Origin of the sequence: Luteimonas sp. MC1828, assembly GCF_016461615.1 — a bacterium.
Lineage (GTDB): Bacteria > Pseudomonadota > Gammaproteobacteria > Xanthomonadales > Xanthomonadaceae > Luteimonas.
Map to the genome: position 1 here is coordinate 168,232 of NZ_JAEMNY010000002.1, position 16,610 is coordinate 184,841.

At 69.9% G+C, this 16,610-nt stretch carries 12 protein-coding genes; 5 read left to right on the top strand and 7 right to left on the bottom strand.

What is annotated here, in order from left to right; translation table 11 throughout:
* Positions 1-481 precede the first annotated feature (481 nt).
* Positions 482-1,393, bottom strand: coding sequence for a 5'-nucleotidase, lipoprotein e(P4) family (locus tag JHB91_RS10635; protein ID WP_199373972.1), 912 nt, complete (start codon positions 1,391-1,393; stop codon positions 482-484).
* Between the two features lie 76 nt (positions 1,394-1,469).
* Positions 1,470-3,449: a UvrD-helicase domain-containing protein gene (locus JHB91_RS10640; protein WP_199373970.1), complete on the bottom strand. Its 1,980-nt coding sequence runs from the start codon at positions 3,447-3,449 to the stop codon at positions 1,470-1,472.
* Between the two features lie 72 nt (positions 3,450-3,521).
* Between JHB91_RS10640 and JHB91_RS10645 the strand changes: the two genes are divergently transcribed.
* Positions 3,522-4,145 (top strand): thymidine kinase, encoded by a 624-nt coding sequence (locus tag JHB91_RS10645; RefSeq protein WP_199373968.1) that lies wholly within the window; start codon positions 3,522-3,524, stop codon positions 4,143-4,145.
* 10 nt (positions 4,146-4,155) lie between these two features.
* Here JHB91_RS10645 and JHB91_RS10650 read toward each other — a convergent pair whose 3' ends face one another.
* Genes JHB91_RS10650 through mutM form a run of 3 tightly spaced genes read right to left on the bottom strand, consistent with a single transcriptional unit; the run spans position 4,156 to position 8,426 of the window.
* A complete protein-coding gene (locus JHB91_RS10650; RefSeq protein ID WP_199472845.1) occupies positions 4,156-6,978 on the bottom strand; it encodes a serine/threonine-protein kinase in 2,823 nt (940 codons plus the stop codon).
* Positions 6,979-6,997: 19 nt separating this feature from the next.
* Positions 6,998-7,561, bottom strand: a complete 564-nt coding sequence (locus JHB91_RS10655; protein ID WP_199373964.1) for an ECF-type sigma factor — start codon at positions 7,559-7,561, stop codon at positions 6,998-7,000.
* Positions 7,562-7,598: 37 nt separating this feature from the next.
* Positions 7,599-8,426 carry a bifunctional DNA-formamidopyrimidine glycosylase/DNA-(apurinic or apyrimidinic site) lyase gene (gene mutM / locus JHB91_RS10660; RefSeq protein ID WP_199472846.1) on the bottom strand — a complete coding sequence of 276 codons (828 nt, stop codon included), beginning with the start codon at positions 8,424-8,426 and terminating at the stop codon, positions 7,599-7,601.
* Between the two features lie 145 nt (positions 8,427-8,571).
* On the opposite strand from mutM, the gene JHB91_RS10665 reads away from it, so the two are divergent.
* Together JHB91_RS10665 and JHB91_RS10670 are read left to right on the top strand one after the other, a co-directional pair.
* Positions 8,572-9,780 (top strand): fatty acid desaturase, encoded by a 1,209-nt coding sequence (locus tag JHB91_RS10665; RefSeq protein ID WP_199373960.1) that lies wholly within the window; start codon positions 8,572-8,574, stop codon positions 9,778-9,780.
* A gap of 467 nt (positions 9,781-10,247) precedes the next feature.
* Entirely contained in the window at positions 10,248-10,529 is a 282-nt protein-coding gene (locus JHB91_RS10670) for a hypothetical protein (protein WP_199472847.1), read from the top strand.
* 90 nt (positions 10,530-10,619) lie between these two features.
* On the opposite strand, the gene JHB91_RS10675 is transcribed toward JHB91_RS10670, so the two are convergent.
* A complete protein-coding gene (locus tag JHB91_RS10675; protein WP_199472848.1) occupies positions 10,620-12,311 on the bottom strand; it encodes an MFS transporter in 1,692 nt (563 codons plus the stop codon).
* Positions 12,312-12,322: 11 nt separating this feature from the next.
* Positions 12,323-13,735, bottom strand: coding sequence for a DcaP family trimeric outer membrane transporter (locus JHB91_RS10680; RefSeq protein ID WP_199374375.1), 1,413 nt, complete (start codon positions 13,733-13,735; stop codon positions 12,323-12,325).
* A gap of 196 nt (positions 13,736-13,931) precedes the next feature.
* On the opposite strand from JHB91_RS10680, the gene acs reads away from it, so the two are divergent.
* Both acs and JHB91_RS10690 read left to right on the top strand, forming a co-directional pair.
* The gene (gene acs, locus JHB91_RS10685; RefSeq protein ID WP_199472849.1) at positions 13,932-15,884 is read left to right on the top strand and encodes an acetate--CoA ligase; all 1,953 of its coding nucleotides are present in this window, start codon (positions 13,932-13,934) and stop codon (positions 15,882-15,884) included.
* Positions 15,885-15,930: 46 nt separating this feature from the next.
* Entirely contained in the window at positions 15,931-16,602 is a 672-nt protein-coding gene (locus JHB91_RS10690) for a response regulator transcription factor (RefSeq protein WP_199472850.1), read from the top strand.
* The last annotated feature ends 8 nt before the right edge of the window (positions 16,603-16,610 follow it).

A 16,610-nucleotide genomic window follows, 5' to 3' on the forward strand; every position in this document is an offset into this window, starting at 1 on the left:
GCACCGTGGGCATCGAGGGCGCATTGGATGTGCCACCGAGTGACGGCGGGCTTGCGCGGGGCACGCCCGCCGGCAGCTCAGGCCCCCTCGGGCCGCCGAAGCCGCGGCCGTTCGCGCCTTCATGCGCGTTGCTGTGCTGCGGCGGGCCGCCGCCATGGTGCGGTCCGCGCGGGCCCTGCGGTCCCCTGTTGAGGAGCGCCTGCGCGTTTGCGTGCACATTGTCGATGATGGACATCGCGCGCCTCCGGCGTAGGCCATGTCGCCGCCGCGGCGGGCGTGGACAGACCCCGAGGCTAGGCGCCGCGCGGAGCAGGCGCACCCCGGGGCAAACCCTAGGTCGTGTCCCATAAAAAACGGGAGACCCTGGGGTCTCCCGTAAAGCCGGCCGAAACCGGAGGACTGTGTTGTGGCCGCAGCAGGTTACCCGCTGCCACAACTTGATGCAATGCTTGAAATTAGGTCATGCAACAAATTGATTTCATTATCGGTCCGTGACCAGTGCCTCGTGCTTCGCTGCGCGGCGCACCGCACGCGGCGCGCTCCAGGCGTTGTTGAACAGCGCCGGTTCCCAGGCACCGTAGGTGGGATTCGGCAGGACCCACCAGCGATCGCCGAACCAGGCGCGGTATTCGGCGTGCAGCGCGGCATGCGCCTGCGGCGTGTTGGCGGGTGCTTCGACGAAATCGCCAAGCTGGTCGCCGAACTGCATCAGCACGCGGTACCCGCGCCCGGCCAGCTGGCGACGGCAGGTCTTGCCGGAGCCCTTCTGTTCGCAGCCTTCGACCACGGTACCCAGCCCGAGGAACACGCTGTCGTCCTTCACCGGAAGTCCCACCGCGCGCAGGTTGGCGAGGGTCGCCGCGTGCAGGGCCTTGTCGCGGTTGGAGAGATAGATGATGGTCACGCCCTTCGCTTCGGCTGCCCGCGCGAACTCCAGCACGCCCGGGACCGGCCGTGCCTTCTCCTCGGCAACCCATTCGGCCCAGGTGGCGTCGTCGTATTCCAGGCCGTCCTGGACCAGGCGCGCCTGGTAGGGCGAGTTGTCGAGCACGGTCTCGTCGATGTCCATGACCACCGCGGGGGGCAGCCGGGCGATGGCGGTCGCGCTGTCACGCTCGCCGGGTACCAGGGCATCCCAGTCCTTGGCGGCCAGCGCGGCGTCCAGGCGCTCGGTCGCGGCGCGGTACACGGTTTCCGAGAGCGCCCGGTATTCCACGGAGCGCTGCACCCAGAGCACGGCGTTGAGGTTGTCATCGGCCGGCACCGCGGCCTGGTCGGCGACGGGCGTGCCGGCAACGGGCGTGCCGCCAGCCGGGGCAGGTGCCGTGGTGGCGCAGGCGCCCAGCGCCAGAGCGGCGGCGAGAAGGGTGAGCGTGGGCAGCGTGCGTCGCATGGCAGGACCTGCTTTCTGGACAGCCGCGGAGTCTAGCCGACGTCCGCAACTGCAGGATTGCGGCGCGCCCGGCAGTTCAGCCGTCGAGCATCGCTCGGATGGCGGCGAATCCCACCTCGGCGCGCTCCTTCTTGCGCGCCGCGTCGGCCACCGGGTCGGCGCCGTCGCGCTGCAGTTCGGCGGCCGGGAGTTCGTCGATGAAGCGGCTCGGCTTCAGCCGCAAGCGCTCGCCCCAGCGCTGCGCCTCGCGCGAGTGCGACAGCCAAAGCTGTTCCTTGGCGCGGGTGATGCCCACGTACAGCAGGCGCCGCTCCTCGTCGATGCGCCCTTCCTCGATGCTGGCCTCGTGCGGCAGCGTGTAGTCGTCCACGCCGACGATGAACACGTAGCGGAACTCGAGGCCTTTGGCCGCGTGCAGGCTCATCAGCCGCACCTGGTTGCCGGGATCGCCCTTGTCGGCGTGGCTGAGCAGTGCCAGCGAGGCGGCCAGCTCGCCCGGGCCGGCGCCGCCCCGGGCACCATCGAACCAGTCGGCGAGTTCATCCAGGTTGCCGCGGCGGATGCGGAACATCTCGTCCGATTTGCACTCCGCGCGCAGCGCGGCCAGGAGCCCGGAACGCTCGTTGAGCGTGCGCACCAGTTCGGACGGCGTGAGCCGCGCGGCATCGCTGCGCAGCCCGCGGATCAGGTCGGCGAAGCCGGACAGCGCTGCACCGGCACGCGGGTGCAGCTGCTTCAGCAGGCCGATCGATTCGATCGCCCGCGACATCGGCTGGCCGGCGTGCTGCGCGAGGCCGGCCAGCTTGGCCAGCGAGGTCGCGCCCACGCCGCGGCCCGGGGACTGCACGGCGCGCAGGAACGCGGAGTCGTCGTCCGGGTTGGCCAGCAGGCGCAGCCAGGCCAGCGCGTCCTTGACCTCGCCACGGTCGAGGAACGCGGTGCCGCCGGAGAGGTGGTAGGGCACGCGCAGCATCTGCAGCGCCTTCTCGAGCAGCCGCGACTGGTGGTTGCCGCGGAACAGGATGCAGAACTCGCTCCATTCGGCGTTGCGCGCGGTGTTCAGGAACTGGATCTCGCCGGCCACGCGCTCGGCCTCGTGGCTGGCGTCGCGGCACTCCCAGATGCGGATCCGCTCGCCGTCGGCCTGCGCGCTCCACAGCGTCTTGGGATGTTCGTGCGGATTGTTGGCGATCAGCGCGTTGGCCGCGCGCAGCACGCGGTTCGAGCAGCGGTAGTTCTGCTCCAGCTTCACCACCCGCAGGGCCGGGTAGTCGACGCCGAGCTGCGAGAGGTTTTCGGGATTGGCGCCGCGCCAGGCGTAGATCGACTGGTCGTCGTCGCCCACGCAGGTGAAGTTGCCCTTGTCGCCGGCCAGCGCCTTCAGCAGCCGGTACTGGGCGTCGTTGGTGTCCTGGCACTCGTCGACCAGCAGGTAGCCGATGCGCTCGCGCCAGCCGAGCGCGCACTCCGGATCGTTCTCGAGCAGCTCCACCGGGCGGCGGATCAGGTCGTCGAAATCGACCGCGTTGAACGCCGCCAGCCGCGCCTGGTACAGCTCGTACACCATCGCCGCTTCGTGCTCGGGCGTGGACCGTGCGATGGCGCGCGCCTGTTCCGGCGTCAGGCAGGCGTTCTTGGCGCGCGACACCAGGCCCTGCATCGCCTGGATGGCGTCGGGCTTGGCGCCGGGCATCAGGTCCTTGAACTGCGCCAGCGAATCGTCGGAATCGAAGATCGAAAATCCGCGGCGCAGGCCCGCGCGTTCGTGCTCCACCTGCAGCATGCGCAGCCCCAGCGCATGGAAGGTGCAGATGGTGAGGCCTTCCGCCGCGTCGCCGCGGATGCGCTTGCCGACGCGCTCGCGCATCTCCTTCGCGGCCTTGTTGGTGAAGGTGATCGCGGCGATGCGCTTGGCCGGATAGCGGCCCGACCCGATCAGGTGCGCGATCTTCTCCACGATCACCCGCGTCTTGCCGCTGCCCGCGCCGGCGAGCACCAGCAGCGGGCCTTCGCAATGGGCGACGGCCGCGGATTGTTGGGGGTTGAGACCGTGCATGGCGGGTCCTGGGCGGCTGGCGAGTTTACCCCGCGAGTCCGGAGCCCCGGGGCCTGGCGCTAGAATTCCGCCATGGCCAAGCTCTATTTCTACTACTCGGCGATGAACGCCGGAAAGACCACGACCCTGCTGCAGTCCGCGCACAACTACCAGGAGCGCGGCATGCGCGTGGCGATCCTCGCGCCGCGCCTGGACGATCGCGCCGGCAGCGGCCGCGTGGCTTCGCGCATCGGCCTGAGCGCCGACGCCGTGGGTTTCGACCCCGGCACCGACCTCGAGGCCTGGGCGCGCGCGGACATCGCCGCCAGCGGCAAGCTCGATTGCCTGCTGGTCGACGAGGCGCAGTTCCTGAGCCGCAGCCAGGTCTGGCAGCTCTCGGAGATCGTCGACGGACTGCGCGTGCCGGTGCTCTGCTATGGCCTGCGCACCGATTTCCGCGGCGAGCTGTTCGAGGGCAGCCAGTACCTGCTGGCCTGGGCGGACGAGCTGCAGGAGATCAAGACCATCTGCCACACCGGCAGCAAGGCCACCATGACCGTGCGCGTCGACGAACAGGGCCACGCCGTGCAGGACGGACCGCAGGTCGAGATCGGCGGCAACGAGCGCTACGTGTCGGTGAGCCGCGCCGAATACAAGCGCATCGCGCGCGGCGAAGGCCGCATCGCGCCGCTGCAGCAGTCGCTGCCGCTGGGCTGACCGCGCGGCCTCAGGGCGCCGCGGCGTCGGCGCCGCAGTGCTGGCGCCAGCGCTCGATCTCGCGCGCCACCACGCCGCCTTCGGGCTGCGCCATGGCCACGGTCCGGCCCAGCGCGACGAGCGCCGCCAGCGACTCCGCCCGACGCGGCCCCCCGCAGCGGAACGCTGCAGCCGCGGCGCGTGCCCGCCACGCGATCTTGCGCAGTTCGATGTCGGATTCGGGCAGGGCACCGAGATGGTCGAGCCGCGCCACGGCGCCGATCACGCCATGCCCGGCCTCGAAGGTGGCCAGTGCCAGCTCGGCGCGCCGGGACGCGGGGTGGGCGGCGCCGAAGGAGCTGCTGGTCAGCGCCACCGCGCGGCGCAGGGCGGCCAGCGCCTCGTCGTCGGATCCGCGTGCGGCCGCGACCTCGCCGATCATCCGCCAGGTGCTGCCGACCTGGCCGTGGCCTTCGCCGAACGCGTCCTTGCGCAGCGCCAGCACCTCCTGCAGCAGGGTTGCGGCCTCGTCGTCGCTGCCTGCCTCGTGCAGCACCTGCGCCTGGTTGAACAGGCCGCCGGCCAACAGGCTCTTGTCGCCCTGGCGGCGCCAGATGGCATTGGCGCGGCGCAGGTCGCGCAGCGCGGCAGCGAGGTCGCCGCGCTCCCAGGCCACCACCGCAAGGCTGTTGTAGTTGCGGGCGACGTCGCTGTGGTCGGCGCCCAGCCGCGCCAACAGCCAGGCCTGTGCATCGCGCAGGGCGGTGTCGGCCTCGCTGATGCGCCCTTCGTCGACCAGCAGCGCGGCGAGCTGGCGACGCACATCGATGGTCGCCCGGTGCTGGTCACCATGGACTTCGAGTGCCAGCGCCAGCGCCTCGCGGCAGTCGCGCTCGGCCGCGCCCACGTCGCCAAGCTCGCGCTGCAGCGCGCAGGTGCGGCGCAGGATCTCCACCGCCAGCGGATGCCGTCCGCCGACCCGGGCGCGCAGCATGGCCAGCGCCGCGCGCTGCTCGCGCAGCGCCAGCGCACTCTGGCCCGCGGCGGCGCGCAACCCGGCCAGGTCGGACAGGTCTTCCACCACGCCAGCATCCTGGCCGTTGGCGTTGCGGCGGATGGCGAGCGAACGCTGGAACCCGGCGCGCGCCGCGTCCAGCTGCCCGGCATCGCGCTGGCAGCGGGCCAGCTGGGCGTGGAAGTCGGCGGCCTGCAGTGGCAAGCGCTCCTGTTCGCGCCGGCTCAGGGCGCGCCAGGGGTGCATGGCCTTGACGCATCCGGAGGCCTGTCCCAGCAGGCGGCGTGTCCGTCCCATGTCGGTGACCGCCTGCAGTCGCAGGCTGGCCGGCGGGCTGTCGAGGGCATCGATGATCGTCGCCTGGCGCTCCTGCAGCGCCAGCGCCTCGGCGTAGTCGCCCAGCCCCGAGCGCAGGCGCGCGATCACGCCGAGCAGCTCGGCGCGTGCCACCGGCTGCTGCGCAAGCTCCAGGTCGCCACGGCGGACGCCGTCCTCGAGCAGCCGGCGGATGTCCAGCGGCGCGCCATCCGGCGCGGCGCTGGCGTTCTCGAACAGGCCGACCATGAAGCTCTGCAGCGCCTGCGCGCGCGCGGCCTGCTGCACCGCCTGCTGCGCCTGCCAGCCGACGATGCCCAGCGACGCCACCAGCACCACGCCGATCGCGGCCACCGTGGCCAGCGTCCAGCGGTGCCGGCTGACGTACTTGCGGACCCGGTACGCCAGGCTGGCGGGGCGCGCGTGCACCGCCTGGCCGTCGAGGTGCCGGCGCAGGTCGAGCGTGAGCGCCTCGACCGAGGGATACCGGTGCTCTGGCAGCTTGGCGAGCGCCTTGAGCACGATGTTGTCGAGGTCGCCGGCGATCTCGCGCGCCTGGCGGCGCAGCTGCGGCGGGGTGAGCGTGGCGTCGTCGGCACGGCGCTGCAGGGCCACCGAGGGCCGCGCCGGGTCCACCGCCAGGATCGCCTCCTCCCACTCGGCGTCGCTCTGGCGCTTGAGGCGGTAGGGCTTGGCGCCGACCAGCAGCTCGTACAGCACCACGCCCAGCGAATACACGTCGGTCATGGTGGTGACCGGCTCGCCGCGGATCTGCTCGGGCGCCGCGTAGTGCAGGGTGAACGCGCGCAGGCCGGTGCGCGTGTTGTCGGGCGCGGCATCCGGCGTGTCGAGCAGCTTGGCGATGCCGAAATCGAGCAGCCGCACCTCGTCGAGCGGCGTGACCAGGATGTTCGACGGCTTCAGGTCGCGGTGCACGATCAGGTTGGCGTGCGCGTGGCTGACCGCTTCGCAGACCTGCAGGAACAGGTGGATGCGCTGGCGGATGGTGGGCGCGCGGGCACGGCACCAGTCGGTGATGGGTTCGCCGTCGACGTATTCCAGCGCCAGGTAGGGCTGCTGGTCGCTGCTGATGCCGGCATCCAGCAGGCGCGCGATGTGCGCGTGCTCCAGCCGCGCCAGGATCTGCCGCTCGCGGGTGAAGCGCAGGCGCAGGTTCGGATCGCCAAGCCCCGGCCGCAGCAGCTTCAGCGCCACGCGGCGCTGGTACAGGCCGTCGGCGCGGCCGGCCAGCCACACCTGGCCCATGCCGCCTTCGCCGATCATCCGCTCCAGCTGGTAGGGCCCGACCATGGCGCCGGTGCGTGCATGCGGCAGCTGCGAGACCACCGGTTCGGCGAGGAAATCCTCCTGGCCTTCCTCCAGCGCCAGCAGCTCCTCCAGTTCACCAGCGAGCTGCGGGTCGTCGTCGCGCAGCGATGCCAGGCTCTGCGCGCGCGCGCCGGGTTCGAGCTCGATCAGCGCATCGAGCAGCGGCGACAGGCGTTGCCAGCGGTCGGCATCCATCGCGCGGCCCCGGTGCCGGTCAATCCACCTTCAGCGACGCCAGCAGGTAGATCCTCGCCTTCTGCCAGTCGCGGCGGATGCTGCGCTCGGAGCGATCCAGCAGCTCCGCGATCTCCACTTCCGACAGCCCGGCGAAGTAGCGCAGTTCGACCACCTGGGCCAGGCGCTTGTCCACGGCAGCCAGGCGCGTCAACGCGTTGTCCAGGGCCAGCGTGTCCTCGTCGAGGCGCAACCCGCCTTCGACATCCTCCGGCAGGTCGGTGACGCGGTGCAGGTCGCCGCCGCGCTTCTGCGCCATGCGCTGGCGCGCGTAGTCCACCACCACGCTGCGCATGGCCGAGGCGGCATAGGCGAAGAAGTGGGCGCGGTCGTCGAACTGCGCCTCGCGGCGGCCGATCAGCTTGAGGTAGGCCTCATGGACCAGTGCCGTTGCGTCGAGCGTCTGCCCGTACTGGCCGGCGAGCTGGCGCCGCGCCATCGAGTGCAGCTCCTGGTAGAGGGTGGCGAGCACGCGATCCAGCGCGCTCCGGTCCCCGCCGCGGGCGGCATCCAGCCACAGGGTGATATCGGCGGTATCGGACATGGCGCTCCCCTCGGAGCGGCGATCATAGCGCCTCGGCTCAGCGCTGGCAGTGGCCGCACCAGACGGTCGCCCGCTGGCCCACCATGGCGTGCCGCAGCGCCCGGCCGCAGCGCAGGCAGGGCTCGCCACCGCGCCCGTAGGCCGACAGCTCCTGTTCGAAGTAGCCGGGGGCGCCGTCGGGCGCCAGGAAGTCGCGCAGCGTGGTGCCTCCGCGGGCGATGGCGCGCGCAAGCACCGCGCGGATCTCGGCGGCGATGGCGGCATAGCGCTCGCGCGACACGCGCCCCGCCGCGCGCATCGGCGACACGCCGGCGGCAAACAGCGCCTCGGCCACGTAGATGTTGCCCACGCCCACCACCACCTTCTGGTCCATCAGGAAGGCCTTGAGCGCCACCTTGCGGCCCCGGCTGCGTGCATGCAGGTAGTCGCCGTCGAATCCGTCGCCCAGCGGCTCCGGGCCCAGCCCGCGCAGCAGCGGATGCAGTTCGCCGGCCGGCTGCCAGAGCAGGCAGCCGAAGCGGCGCGGGTCGGTGAAGCGCAGCACGCGGTCGGGCTGGCCCGCATCGCGGGAGAGCGCGATGTCGACGTGGTCGTGCAGCCGCGGCGGCGTGTCCGCGGGCAGCACGCGCAGGCTGCCGGACATGCCGAGATGCAGCAGTGCGCTGCCCGCCTGCGTGTCGAGCAGCAGGTATTTCGCACGGCGGCGCACGGATTCGATGCGTTGCCCGGGAAGCTCGGCCGCGACCTCAGGCGGGATCGGCCAGCGCAGATCGGGCCGGCGAAGCGTGACGCCGCGCACGCGGCGACCTTCGAGGTGTGGCGCAAGTCCGCGGCGCGTGGTTTCAACTTCCGGAAGTTCAGGCATGTCGGCAGCGTGGGGGCGTGCAGGACCGCGCGCAAGTTGTTGACGGGAAACGTGAACACGCGTGCCCATACGCTGCCGCAGGGCTGGAAATCACCTTCCCGGCCCCGCATGATGGCCCGTGTATACCCCCATGATGATCCACGCCATGCCTGCTTCCCTGCTCGACTTCCTCGCCGGCGGACTTGTCCAGTCCGGCTTCTGGGGCCTCGCCCTGTACATGCTCGTCTGCACGCAGCTGACGATCTTCGCGGTGACCCTGTTCCTGCATCGCAGCCAGACCCATCGCGGCGTGGACTTCCATCCCGTGGTCAACCACTTCTTCCGTTTCTGGACCTGGCTCACCACGTCCATGATCACCAAGGAGTGGGTGGCCATCCATCGCAAGCACCACGCCAAGTGCGAGACCGAGGAAGACCCGCACAGCCCGATGCACAAGGGCATCAAGGAAGTGTTCTGGAAGGGTGCCGAGCTCTACCGTGAGGCGCGTACGCATCGCGCCGACATGGAGCAGTACGGCCGCGGCACGCCGGACGACTGGCTCGAGCGCACGCTCTACACCCCGCACGCCACCATGGGCCCGGTGCTGCTGCTGGCCATCAATGCCACCCTGTTCGGCGCCGCCGGCGTCGCCATCTGGGCCATCCAGATGCTGTGGATCCCGTTCTGGGCGGCCGGCGTGGTCAACGGCCTCGGCCACTGGTGGGGCTATCGCAACTTCGAGACCACCGACACCGCCACCAACCTCTCGCCGTGGGGCGTGTGGATCGGCGGCGAAGAGCTGCACAACAACCACCACGCATTCCCGAGCTCGGCCAAGTTCGCGCTGCGCCGCTGGGAAGTGGATATCGGCTGGATCGCGATCAAGTCGCTGGAGAAGGTCGGCCTGGCCAAGGTGTTGCGCGTTGCGCCCTCGCTGGACGTGCGCCCCAACATCAACGTGCCCGACACCGACACCCTGAAGGCGCTGCTCGCGCTGCGCTTCCAGGCCATGACCGACTACCAGCACCACGTGCTGGCCCCGGCGCTGCGCGAGGAGGCCCGCGCGGCCGGTGCGCGGCTGCGCGCGCTGCTGCCGCGCAAGCTGCGCAAGGGCCTGGTCGATGACGGCCGCTGGCTGGACAGCGATGCCCGCGAGCAGTTGCGCCATTGGGTGGCCGAGCGTCCGCGCATCAGCACCCTGGTCGAATACCGAGCGCGCCTCGCCGCTCTCCTCGAGCAGCGTGGCCACGACGCGGCGGAATCGCTGGCCAGCCTGCAGTCGTGGTGCCGCGAAGCCGAAGCCAGCGGCGTCCGCGCGCTGCAGGAGTACTCGGCGCGCCTGAAGGGCTACGCGCTGCAGCCGACGCGCGCCTGAGCACGCCCCCGGCCATGGCCGATCGCGTTCGCGCAAGCAACAAGCCCGGCCGGCGACGGCCGGGCTTCTTCATGGCTCAGCTGCAGGTTGCTGCATCTTTGCCAAGCGTTGATCTCGAGGGCCCTGCGGTGGCCGTGAGGCCTTCGCGGCTCATGTCCCCCGGCATCCGCCTGGCGGCGGATACCTCCTCCTTGACTTCCCCGCGAAGGCCTCACGGCCAGTTCGGGGCTCTGTGCGGGCTGACAGTACCGACACCATGGGCGGGATTGCGGGCTGTGGCTTTGCTCCTGGCACCACCGCGTAGTGCGGCGGACCGGGTGCCAAGGCCCTTGAGGGGGAAGTCAAGGAGGAGGCGATGGCCGCAGGCCATTGCCGGGGGACATGAGCCCTCAAGGGCCTTGGTATCCGGCGCCGGTGTCGTGCTCTGCGCGCTTGCCGCACTGGCTGCGTGGGCGCCGGCGCCGGCGATGGCGCAGGTGACCGCCACCAGCGAATACCTGGCACGCATGGATACCGATGCCAACGGGCGCGTTTCGCTTGCCGAGTACCAGGCGTGGATGAGCTATGGCTTCGACGGCATGGACCGCGACGGCGACGGCGTGCTTTCGGCGGCCGAGCTGCCTGGCGGAAAGGGCAAGCCGGTGCTGCGCACCGAGTACATCGCACGCATCGCGTTGACCTTCAACCGCCAGGACGTCGATCGCAACGGCAGCCTCGACGCACGCGAGCTGGCGGCGCCCCCGCAGTAGGGCGGCACCGCGGAGGTCCCGCGTCCGCAACCGCACATCAGAAACGACAACGCCGGCACTGGGCCGGCGTTGTCGCGGAGCGTGCTGCGCTTACTTGTGCTGGTCGGTGTAGGTGTCTTCCCGGGTGATGTCGAGCTTGTAGGTCTCACGCAGGAACAGCGAGCCGATCACGAACGTCATCAGCGCGATCACGATCGGGTACCAGAGGCCGTAGTAGATGTTGCCGGTCGCGGCCACCAGTGCGAAGGCGATGGTGGGCAGGAAGCCGCCGAACCAGCCGTTGCCGATGTGGTACGGCAGCGACATCGAGGTGTAGCGGATCTGGGTCGGGAACAGCTCGACCAGCCATGCCGCGATCGGACCGTAGACCATGGTCACGTAGATCACCAGGATGCTCAGCAGCAGCAGCACCATCGGCTTGTTGATCCGCGCCGGGTCCGCCGCACCGGGATAACCGGCTTCGGTCAGCGCACCGGTGAGCCCGGTGTTGAAGGTCGCGGTGCTGGCCTTGAACTCATCGCCGGCAAGCCCGGTGCCCTCGAAGCCGTCGATCGGCGTATCACCGATCATCACGCGGGCGACGGTGCCCGGCGGGGCTTCCTGCACGCTGTACGGCACGCCCGCCTTGGCCAGGGCCGCGGTGGCGATGTCGCAGGAGCTGGTGAATTTCTTCTTGCCGACCGGGTCGAACTGGAAGTTGCAGGTGGCGGGATCAGCAATCACGACCGCGGGTGACTCCGAGCTGGCTTCCTCGACGGCCGGGTTCGCGTAGTGGGTGATGCCCTTGAAGATCGGGAAGTACGTCAGCGCCGCGATCAGGCAGCCGGCCATGATGATCGGCTTGCGGCCGATCTTGTCCGACAGCCAGCCGAAGAAGATGAAGAATGGCGTGCCGATGGCGAGCGCACCTGCGATCAGCAGCCAGGTCGTGGTGCTGTCCACCTTCAGCGACTGGGTGAGGAAGTACATCGCGTAGAACTGGCCGGCGTACCAGACCACCGCCTGGCCGGCGGTTGCGCCGAGCAGGGCGAGCAGCACGATCCTGCCGTTCTTGCTGAAGAAGCTCTCGGTGATCGGCGCCTTGGACGCCTTGCCGCTCTCCTTCATCTCCTTGAACAGCGGCGATTCGGACAGCTGCATGCGGATCCACACCGAGATGCCCAGCAGCACGATCGACAGCAGGAACGGCAGGCGCCAGGCCCAGTCGTTGAACGCTTCGACGCCGAAGTACTCGCGCACGCCCAGGATCACCATCAACGACAGGAACAGGCCGATCGTGGCGGTGGTCTGGATGAAGCTCGTGTACAGGCCGCGCTTGCCGTTCGGGGCGTGCTCGGCCACGTAGGTCGCCGCGCCACCGTACTCGCCGCCCAGGGCCAGTCCCTGCAGCATGCGCAGCGCGATCAGGATGATCGGTGCCGCGATGCCGATGCTGTCGTAGCTTGGCAGCAGGCCGACGAAGAACGTCGACAGGCCCATGATCACGATCGTCACCAGGAACGTGAACTTGCGCCCGATCATGTCGCCGACGCGGCCAAACACGATCGCGCCGAACGGGCGCACCGCGAAGCCGGCCGCGAAGGCCAGCAGCGCGAAGATGAAGCCGGTGGTCTCGTTGACGCCGCTGAAGAACTGCGCGGCGATCACCACCGCGAGCGATCCGTACAGGTAGAAGTCGTACCACTCGAACACGGTGCCCAGGCTGGACGCGAAGATGACCTTCTTGTGGCCTGCGGTCAGCGGCTTGCCGTCCGGCAAGGTGGTTGCGGTTGTCGTCGACATCGTGGTGTCCCTCAGAAGGTGTACTTGATGTGGGTGTGCAGGCGGGTCAGGTCACCCTCGCGGTCGTCCTCGAGGAAGCGCTGGCCGAAGATCAGCTCCGCACCGACGTCGAGCTTCGGGAACGGCGAATAGATCAGGTTGGCGTGGAACGAGTGCGCGGCCTCGGTGACACCGAAGCCGGTGATGGCCTTGTCGTTGTCGAACTCGGCGCGCGAGTACATGAGGTTGCTGCGCAGCTTGGGCGTGTACGCATGGCGCCAGGCCACGAACGCGCCGTAGCCGTCGAGTGCGTCGAGGTCGCCGCTGGCGTCGACCACCACGTCGCTGCCGAGGCCGAACGCCAGGTAGCGGCCGATGCCGGAGCCGGCGTTGACGGCGTAACGGATGTCGTCGCTGGGGCCCATGTTGAAGCGGCCGGACACGCTGACGGCCGCGCCGGTCGCGGTTTCATCCAGCCACTTGAACTGGCGCAGCAGGCCGGCAACGCTGAAGTGGCCCCAGTCGCCCTTGGTGGTCCAGCGCGCGGTGAGGTCGGGGAGCACGTTGTCGCCGGTGTTGAAGCGCGCGCCGGCGTTGAGGTACGGCGTGACCGTGGTCTGCGGGTTCTCGATCGATACCGACCACGGTCCCTTGGTGTAGCGCAGCTGCGCCTGGCGCACGAAGATCGTGCCGTCGGTGGGGCCGACGAAGTCGACCGCCTCCGGCAGCGCGGCCACGTCCATGAAGTTGGACCAGGTCTGGCCGGCCAGCCATTCGTTCCAGCTCACGTAGGCATGGCGCAGCGCCACGCCGTAGGTGTTGGTGGCGGTCTCGTTGCCGAGCAGGGCATTGCTGCCGCCGCCGAACATGTCGGCCTCGATGTAGGCCTTGACCTTCTGGCCGCCCTCGGTGACGTGGTCGGCGCTGAACCAGAAGCGCGAGAACTGCGCGTGCTGGTCGGTGTAGACGTCGCCGCCATCGGCACCCGGGCCGCCCACCGGGATCGCGGATGGCAGGTAGAACAGCCGTCCTGCGGAACCGTCTGCGATGCGGCCGTCGCTGGTGTCGGTGACCATGGTGTCGAACTTGATGTTGCCGCCGTACGAGAACGTGGTCCCCGGGTTGGCGGCGGTCATGATCGGCGTGCTCTGGATGCGCGGCTTGCCGTCGACCGGCGGCGTGCCCGCCTGGGCGCTGCGTACCTCGGTCACCTCGGCACGCGTCTCGGCCACCGTGGTCGCGGTCTGCTGCTGCTGCGACAGCAGCTGTTCGACCATGCGTTCGAGCTGGGCGACGCGCGCCTCGAGCTCCTGTTCCTTCGCGGTTTGCGCGAACGCCATTCCCGGCGCCAGCAGTGCGACCAGGACCGCTGTCGCGAGCACGCGCCGAGGCGCTTTCGCAACAGGCCCCGGCCTGTCCAACAAGGTCCCACGTGGGACAGGCATTGCGGTCATGTTCCCCTCCGGAATTGACGCAGCACGGATTTGCCGCCGAGTGGGCGGTCGCCCGCAGACTGCGCGACCCCTTGCGGGTCGCCTATTCGCCATTGGTCGAATACGGGGCGTGGCGCGACGAAGGTCTAAGGCCACGTGCGTTGCGATGCGGCACACTTGTGGTTCGACGTTCCACCGGTGAGCCGACATGACCGACCCGCAGACCGTGTATCCCGTGCCCGACGCCTTCGCTGCCGGTGCCAATGTCACCCGCGCCGACTACGCGCGCGACTACGCCGAGTCGATCCGCGACCCGGACGCGTTCTGGGCGCGCATCGCCACCCGCCTGGACTGGATGAAGGCGCCCAGCGAGATCCGCGACGTCAGCTTCGACCGTGACGACCTGCACATCCGCTGGTTCGGCGACGGCGAACTCAACGCCAGCGTCAATTGCCTGGACCGGCACCTCGCTACCCGAGGCGACAAGACCGCATTGATCTTCGAGCCGGATTCGCCGGATGGCGACGTGCAGCGGGTGAGCTACCGCGAGCTGCATGCGCGCGTGTGCCGGCTGGCAAACGCGCTGCGCAACCTCGGCATCGCCAAGGGTGACCGCGTCACCATCTACCTGCCGATGATCGTCGAGGCCGCGGTGGCCATGCTCGCCTGCGCGCGCATCGGCGCGGTGCACACCGTGGTGTTCGGAGGCTTCTCGCCGAACTCGATCGCCGATCGCATCGGCAACTGCGGCTCCAAGCTCGTGATCACCGCGGATGAAGGCCGCCGCGGCGGCAAGACCGTGCCGCTCAAGGCGAATGTCGATGCCGCGCTGAAGATGCCCGGCACCACCACCATCGAGACCGTGCTGGTGGTGCGCCATACCGGTGGCGCGGTGGACATGCAGATGCCGCGCGACCGCTGGTATGACGCCGTGGTCGACAGCCAGCCCGACACCTGCGAACCCGAGCGCATGAACGCCGAGGACCCGCTGTTCATCCTCTACACCTCGGGTTCCACCGGCAAGCCCAAGGGCGTGCTGCACACCACCGGCGGCTACCTGCTGTTCGCGGCATACACCCACGAGTGCGTGTTCGATCTCAAGGACAACGACGTCTACTGGTGCACCGCCGACGTCGGTTGGGTCACTGGCCACAGCTACATCGTCTACGGGCCGCTCGCCAACGGCGCCACCTCGCTCATCTTCGAGGGCATCCCCAGCTACCCGGACGCCTCGCGCTTCTGGCAGGTCATCGACAGGCACAAGGTCACGATCTTCTACACCGCGCCGACCGCGATCCGCGCGCTGATGCGCGAGGGCGACGAACCCGTCAAGCGCACGTCGCGCGCATCGCTGCGCCTGCTGGGCAGCGTCGGCGAGCCGATCAATCCGGAGGCCTGGCGCTGGTACAACGACGTGGTCGGCGACGGCCGTTGCCCGATCGTCGACACCTGGTGGCAGACCGAGACCGGCGGGATCATGATCTCGCCGCTGCCCGGCGCCATCGACGCCAAGCCCGGCGCCGCCACGCAGCCGTTCTTCGGCGTGCGCCCGGCGCTGGTGGATCCCGCCGGCGAGATCATCGAAGGCGAAGGCGAGGGCAACCTGGTCATCCTGGATTCGTGGCCGGGCCAGATGCGCACCGTGTACGGCGACCACCAGCGCTTCATCGAGACCTACTTCAGCACCTATCCCGGCACCTACTTCACCGGTGACGGCTGCCGCCGCGACGCCGATGGCGACTACTGGATCACCGGTCGCGTCGACGACGTGATCAACGTCAGCGGCCACCGCATCGGCACCGCCGAGGTCGAAAGCGCGCTGGTGCTGCACCCCAAGGTCGCGGAGGCCGCGGTGGTCGGCTTCCCGCACGACATCAAGGGCCAGGGCATCTACGCCTACGTCACCCTGGTGGCGGGCGAGGTGGAGAGCGACGCGCTGCTGAAGGAGCTGGTGGCGCACGTGCGCCGCGAGATCGGGCCGATCGCCTCGCCCGACTTCCTGCAGTGGGCCACCGCGCTGCCCAAGACGCGCTCCGGCAAGATCATGCGCCGCATCCTGCGCAAGATCGCCGAGAACGCGCCCGACCAGCTTGGCGACACCAGCACGCTGGCGGACCCTTCGGTCGTCGACGCGCTGCTCGGCAACCGCCGCCAGCCATGACATCAACCCTGCCCACCGCCGCAATGACCGCAGCGCGCCCCGCCACGTGACCACCCTGCTCATTGCCGACGACCACCCGCTGTTCCGCGAGGCGCTGCGCGGCGTCGTGGCGCGCGTGCTGCCCGCGGCCACGCTGCGCGAGGCCGACAGCGTCGAGGCGCTGTACGCGATGGTCGAGGCCGAGGCCGACGCCGACCTGCTGCTGCTCGACCTCAACATGCCCGGCGCGCACGGCTTCAGCGCGCTGGTGCACCTGCGCGCGCAGCATCCGGAGCTGCCGATCGTGGTCGTGTCGGCGCGCGAGGAACCCGGGGTGATGCGCCGCGCGCTGGACCATGGCGCGATGGGCTTCATCCCCAAGTCTGCCGATGCCGGCACGCTCGGCCAGGCCATCACCGCCGTGCTCGACGGCGACCGCTGGGCGCCCGCCGCGGCGCGCGCGGCGCCGGCCGCCGGCGCCGATGAACACGACGCCGCCCGCCGCGTCGCCGAGCTCACCCCGCAGCAGTTCCGCGTGCTGCAGATGCTCGGCGCGGGCCTGCTCAACAAGCAGATCGGCTACGAGCTGGGCGTGTCGGAAGCCACCATCAAGGCGCACATGACCGCGATCCTGCGCAAGCTCGGCGCCAGCAACCGCACCCAGGCGGTTCTGGTGGCCGGCAGGCTGGCGTTGGACCCGGGCAGCATCGCGCCGCAGCCGGACGAAGCGGGCGACTGATCGCGTCG

Bases quoted from the DNA above. Each gene is read 5' to 3' on its own strand.
- JHB91_RS10635 (WP_199373972.1), bottom strand. From the start codon at position 1,393: ATGCGACGCACGCTGCCCACGCTCACCCTTCTCGCCGCCGCTCTGGCG.
- JHB91_RS10640 (WP_199373970.1), bottom strand. From the start codon at position 3,449: ATGCACGGTCTCAACCCCCAACAATCCGCGGCCGTCGCCCATTGCGAA.
- JHB91_RS10645 (WP_199373968.1), top strand. From the start codon at position 3,522: ATGGCCAAGCTCTATTTCTACTACTCGGCGATGAACGCCGGAAAGACC.
- JHB91_RS10650 (WP_199472845.1), bottom strand. From the start codon at position 6,978: ATGGATGCCGACCGCTGGCAACGCCTGTCGCCGCTGCTCGATGCGCTG.
- JHB91_RS10655 (WP_199373964.1), bottom strand. From the start codon at position 7,561: ATGTCCGATACCGCCGATATCACCCTGTGGCTGGATGCCGCCCGCGGC.
- mutM (WP_199472846.1), bottom strand. From the start codon at position 8,426: ATGCCTGAACTTCCGGAAGTTGAAACCACGCGCCGCGGACTTGCGCCA.
- JHB91_RS10665 (WP_199373960.1), top strand. From the start codon at position 8,572: ATGCCTGCTTCCCTGCTCGACTTCCTCGCCGGCGGACTTGTCCAGTCC.
- JHB91_RS10670 (WP_199472847.1), top strand. From the start codon at position 10,248: ATGGCGCAGGTGACCGCCACCAGCGAATACCTGGCACGCATGGATACC.
- JHB91_RS10675 (WP_199472848.1), bottom strand. From the start codon at position 12,311: ATGTCGACGACAACCGCAACCACCTTGCCGGACGGCAAGCCGCTGACC.
- JHB91_RS10680 (WP_199374375.1), bottom strand. From the start codon at position 13,735: ATGCCTGTCCCACGTGGGACCTTGTTGGACAGGCCGGGGCCTGTTGCG.
- acs (WP_199472849.1), top strand. From the start codon at position 13,932: ATGACCGACCCGCAGACCGTGTATCCCGTGCCCGACGCCTTCGCTGCC.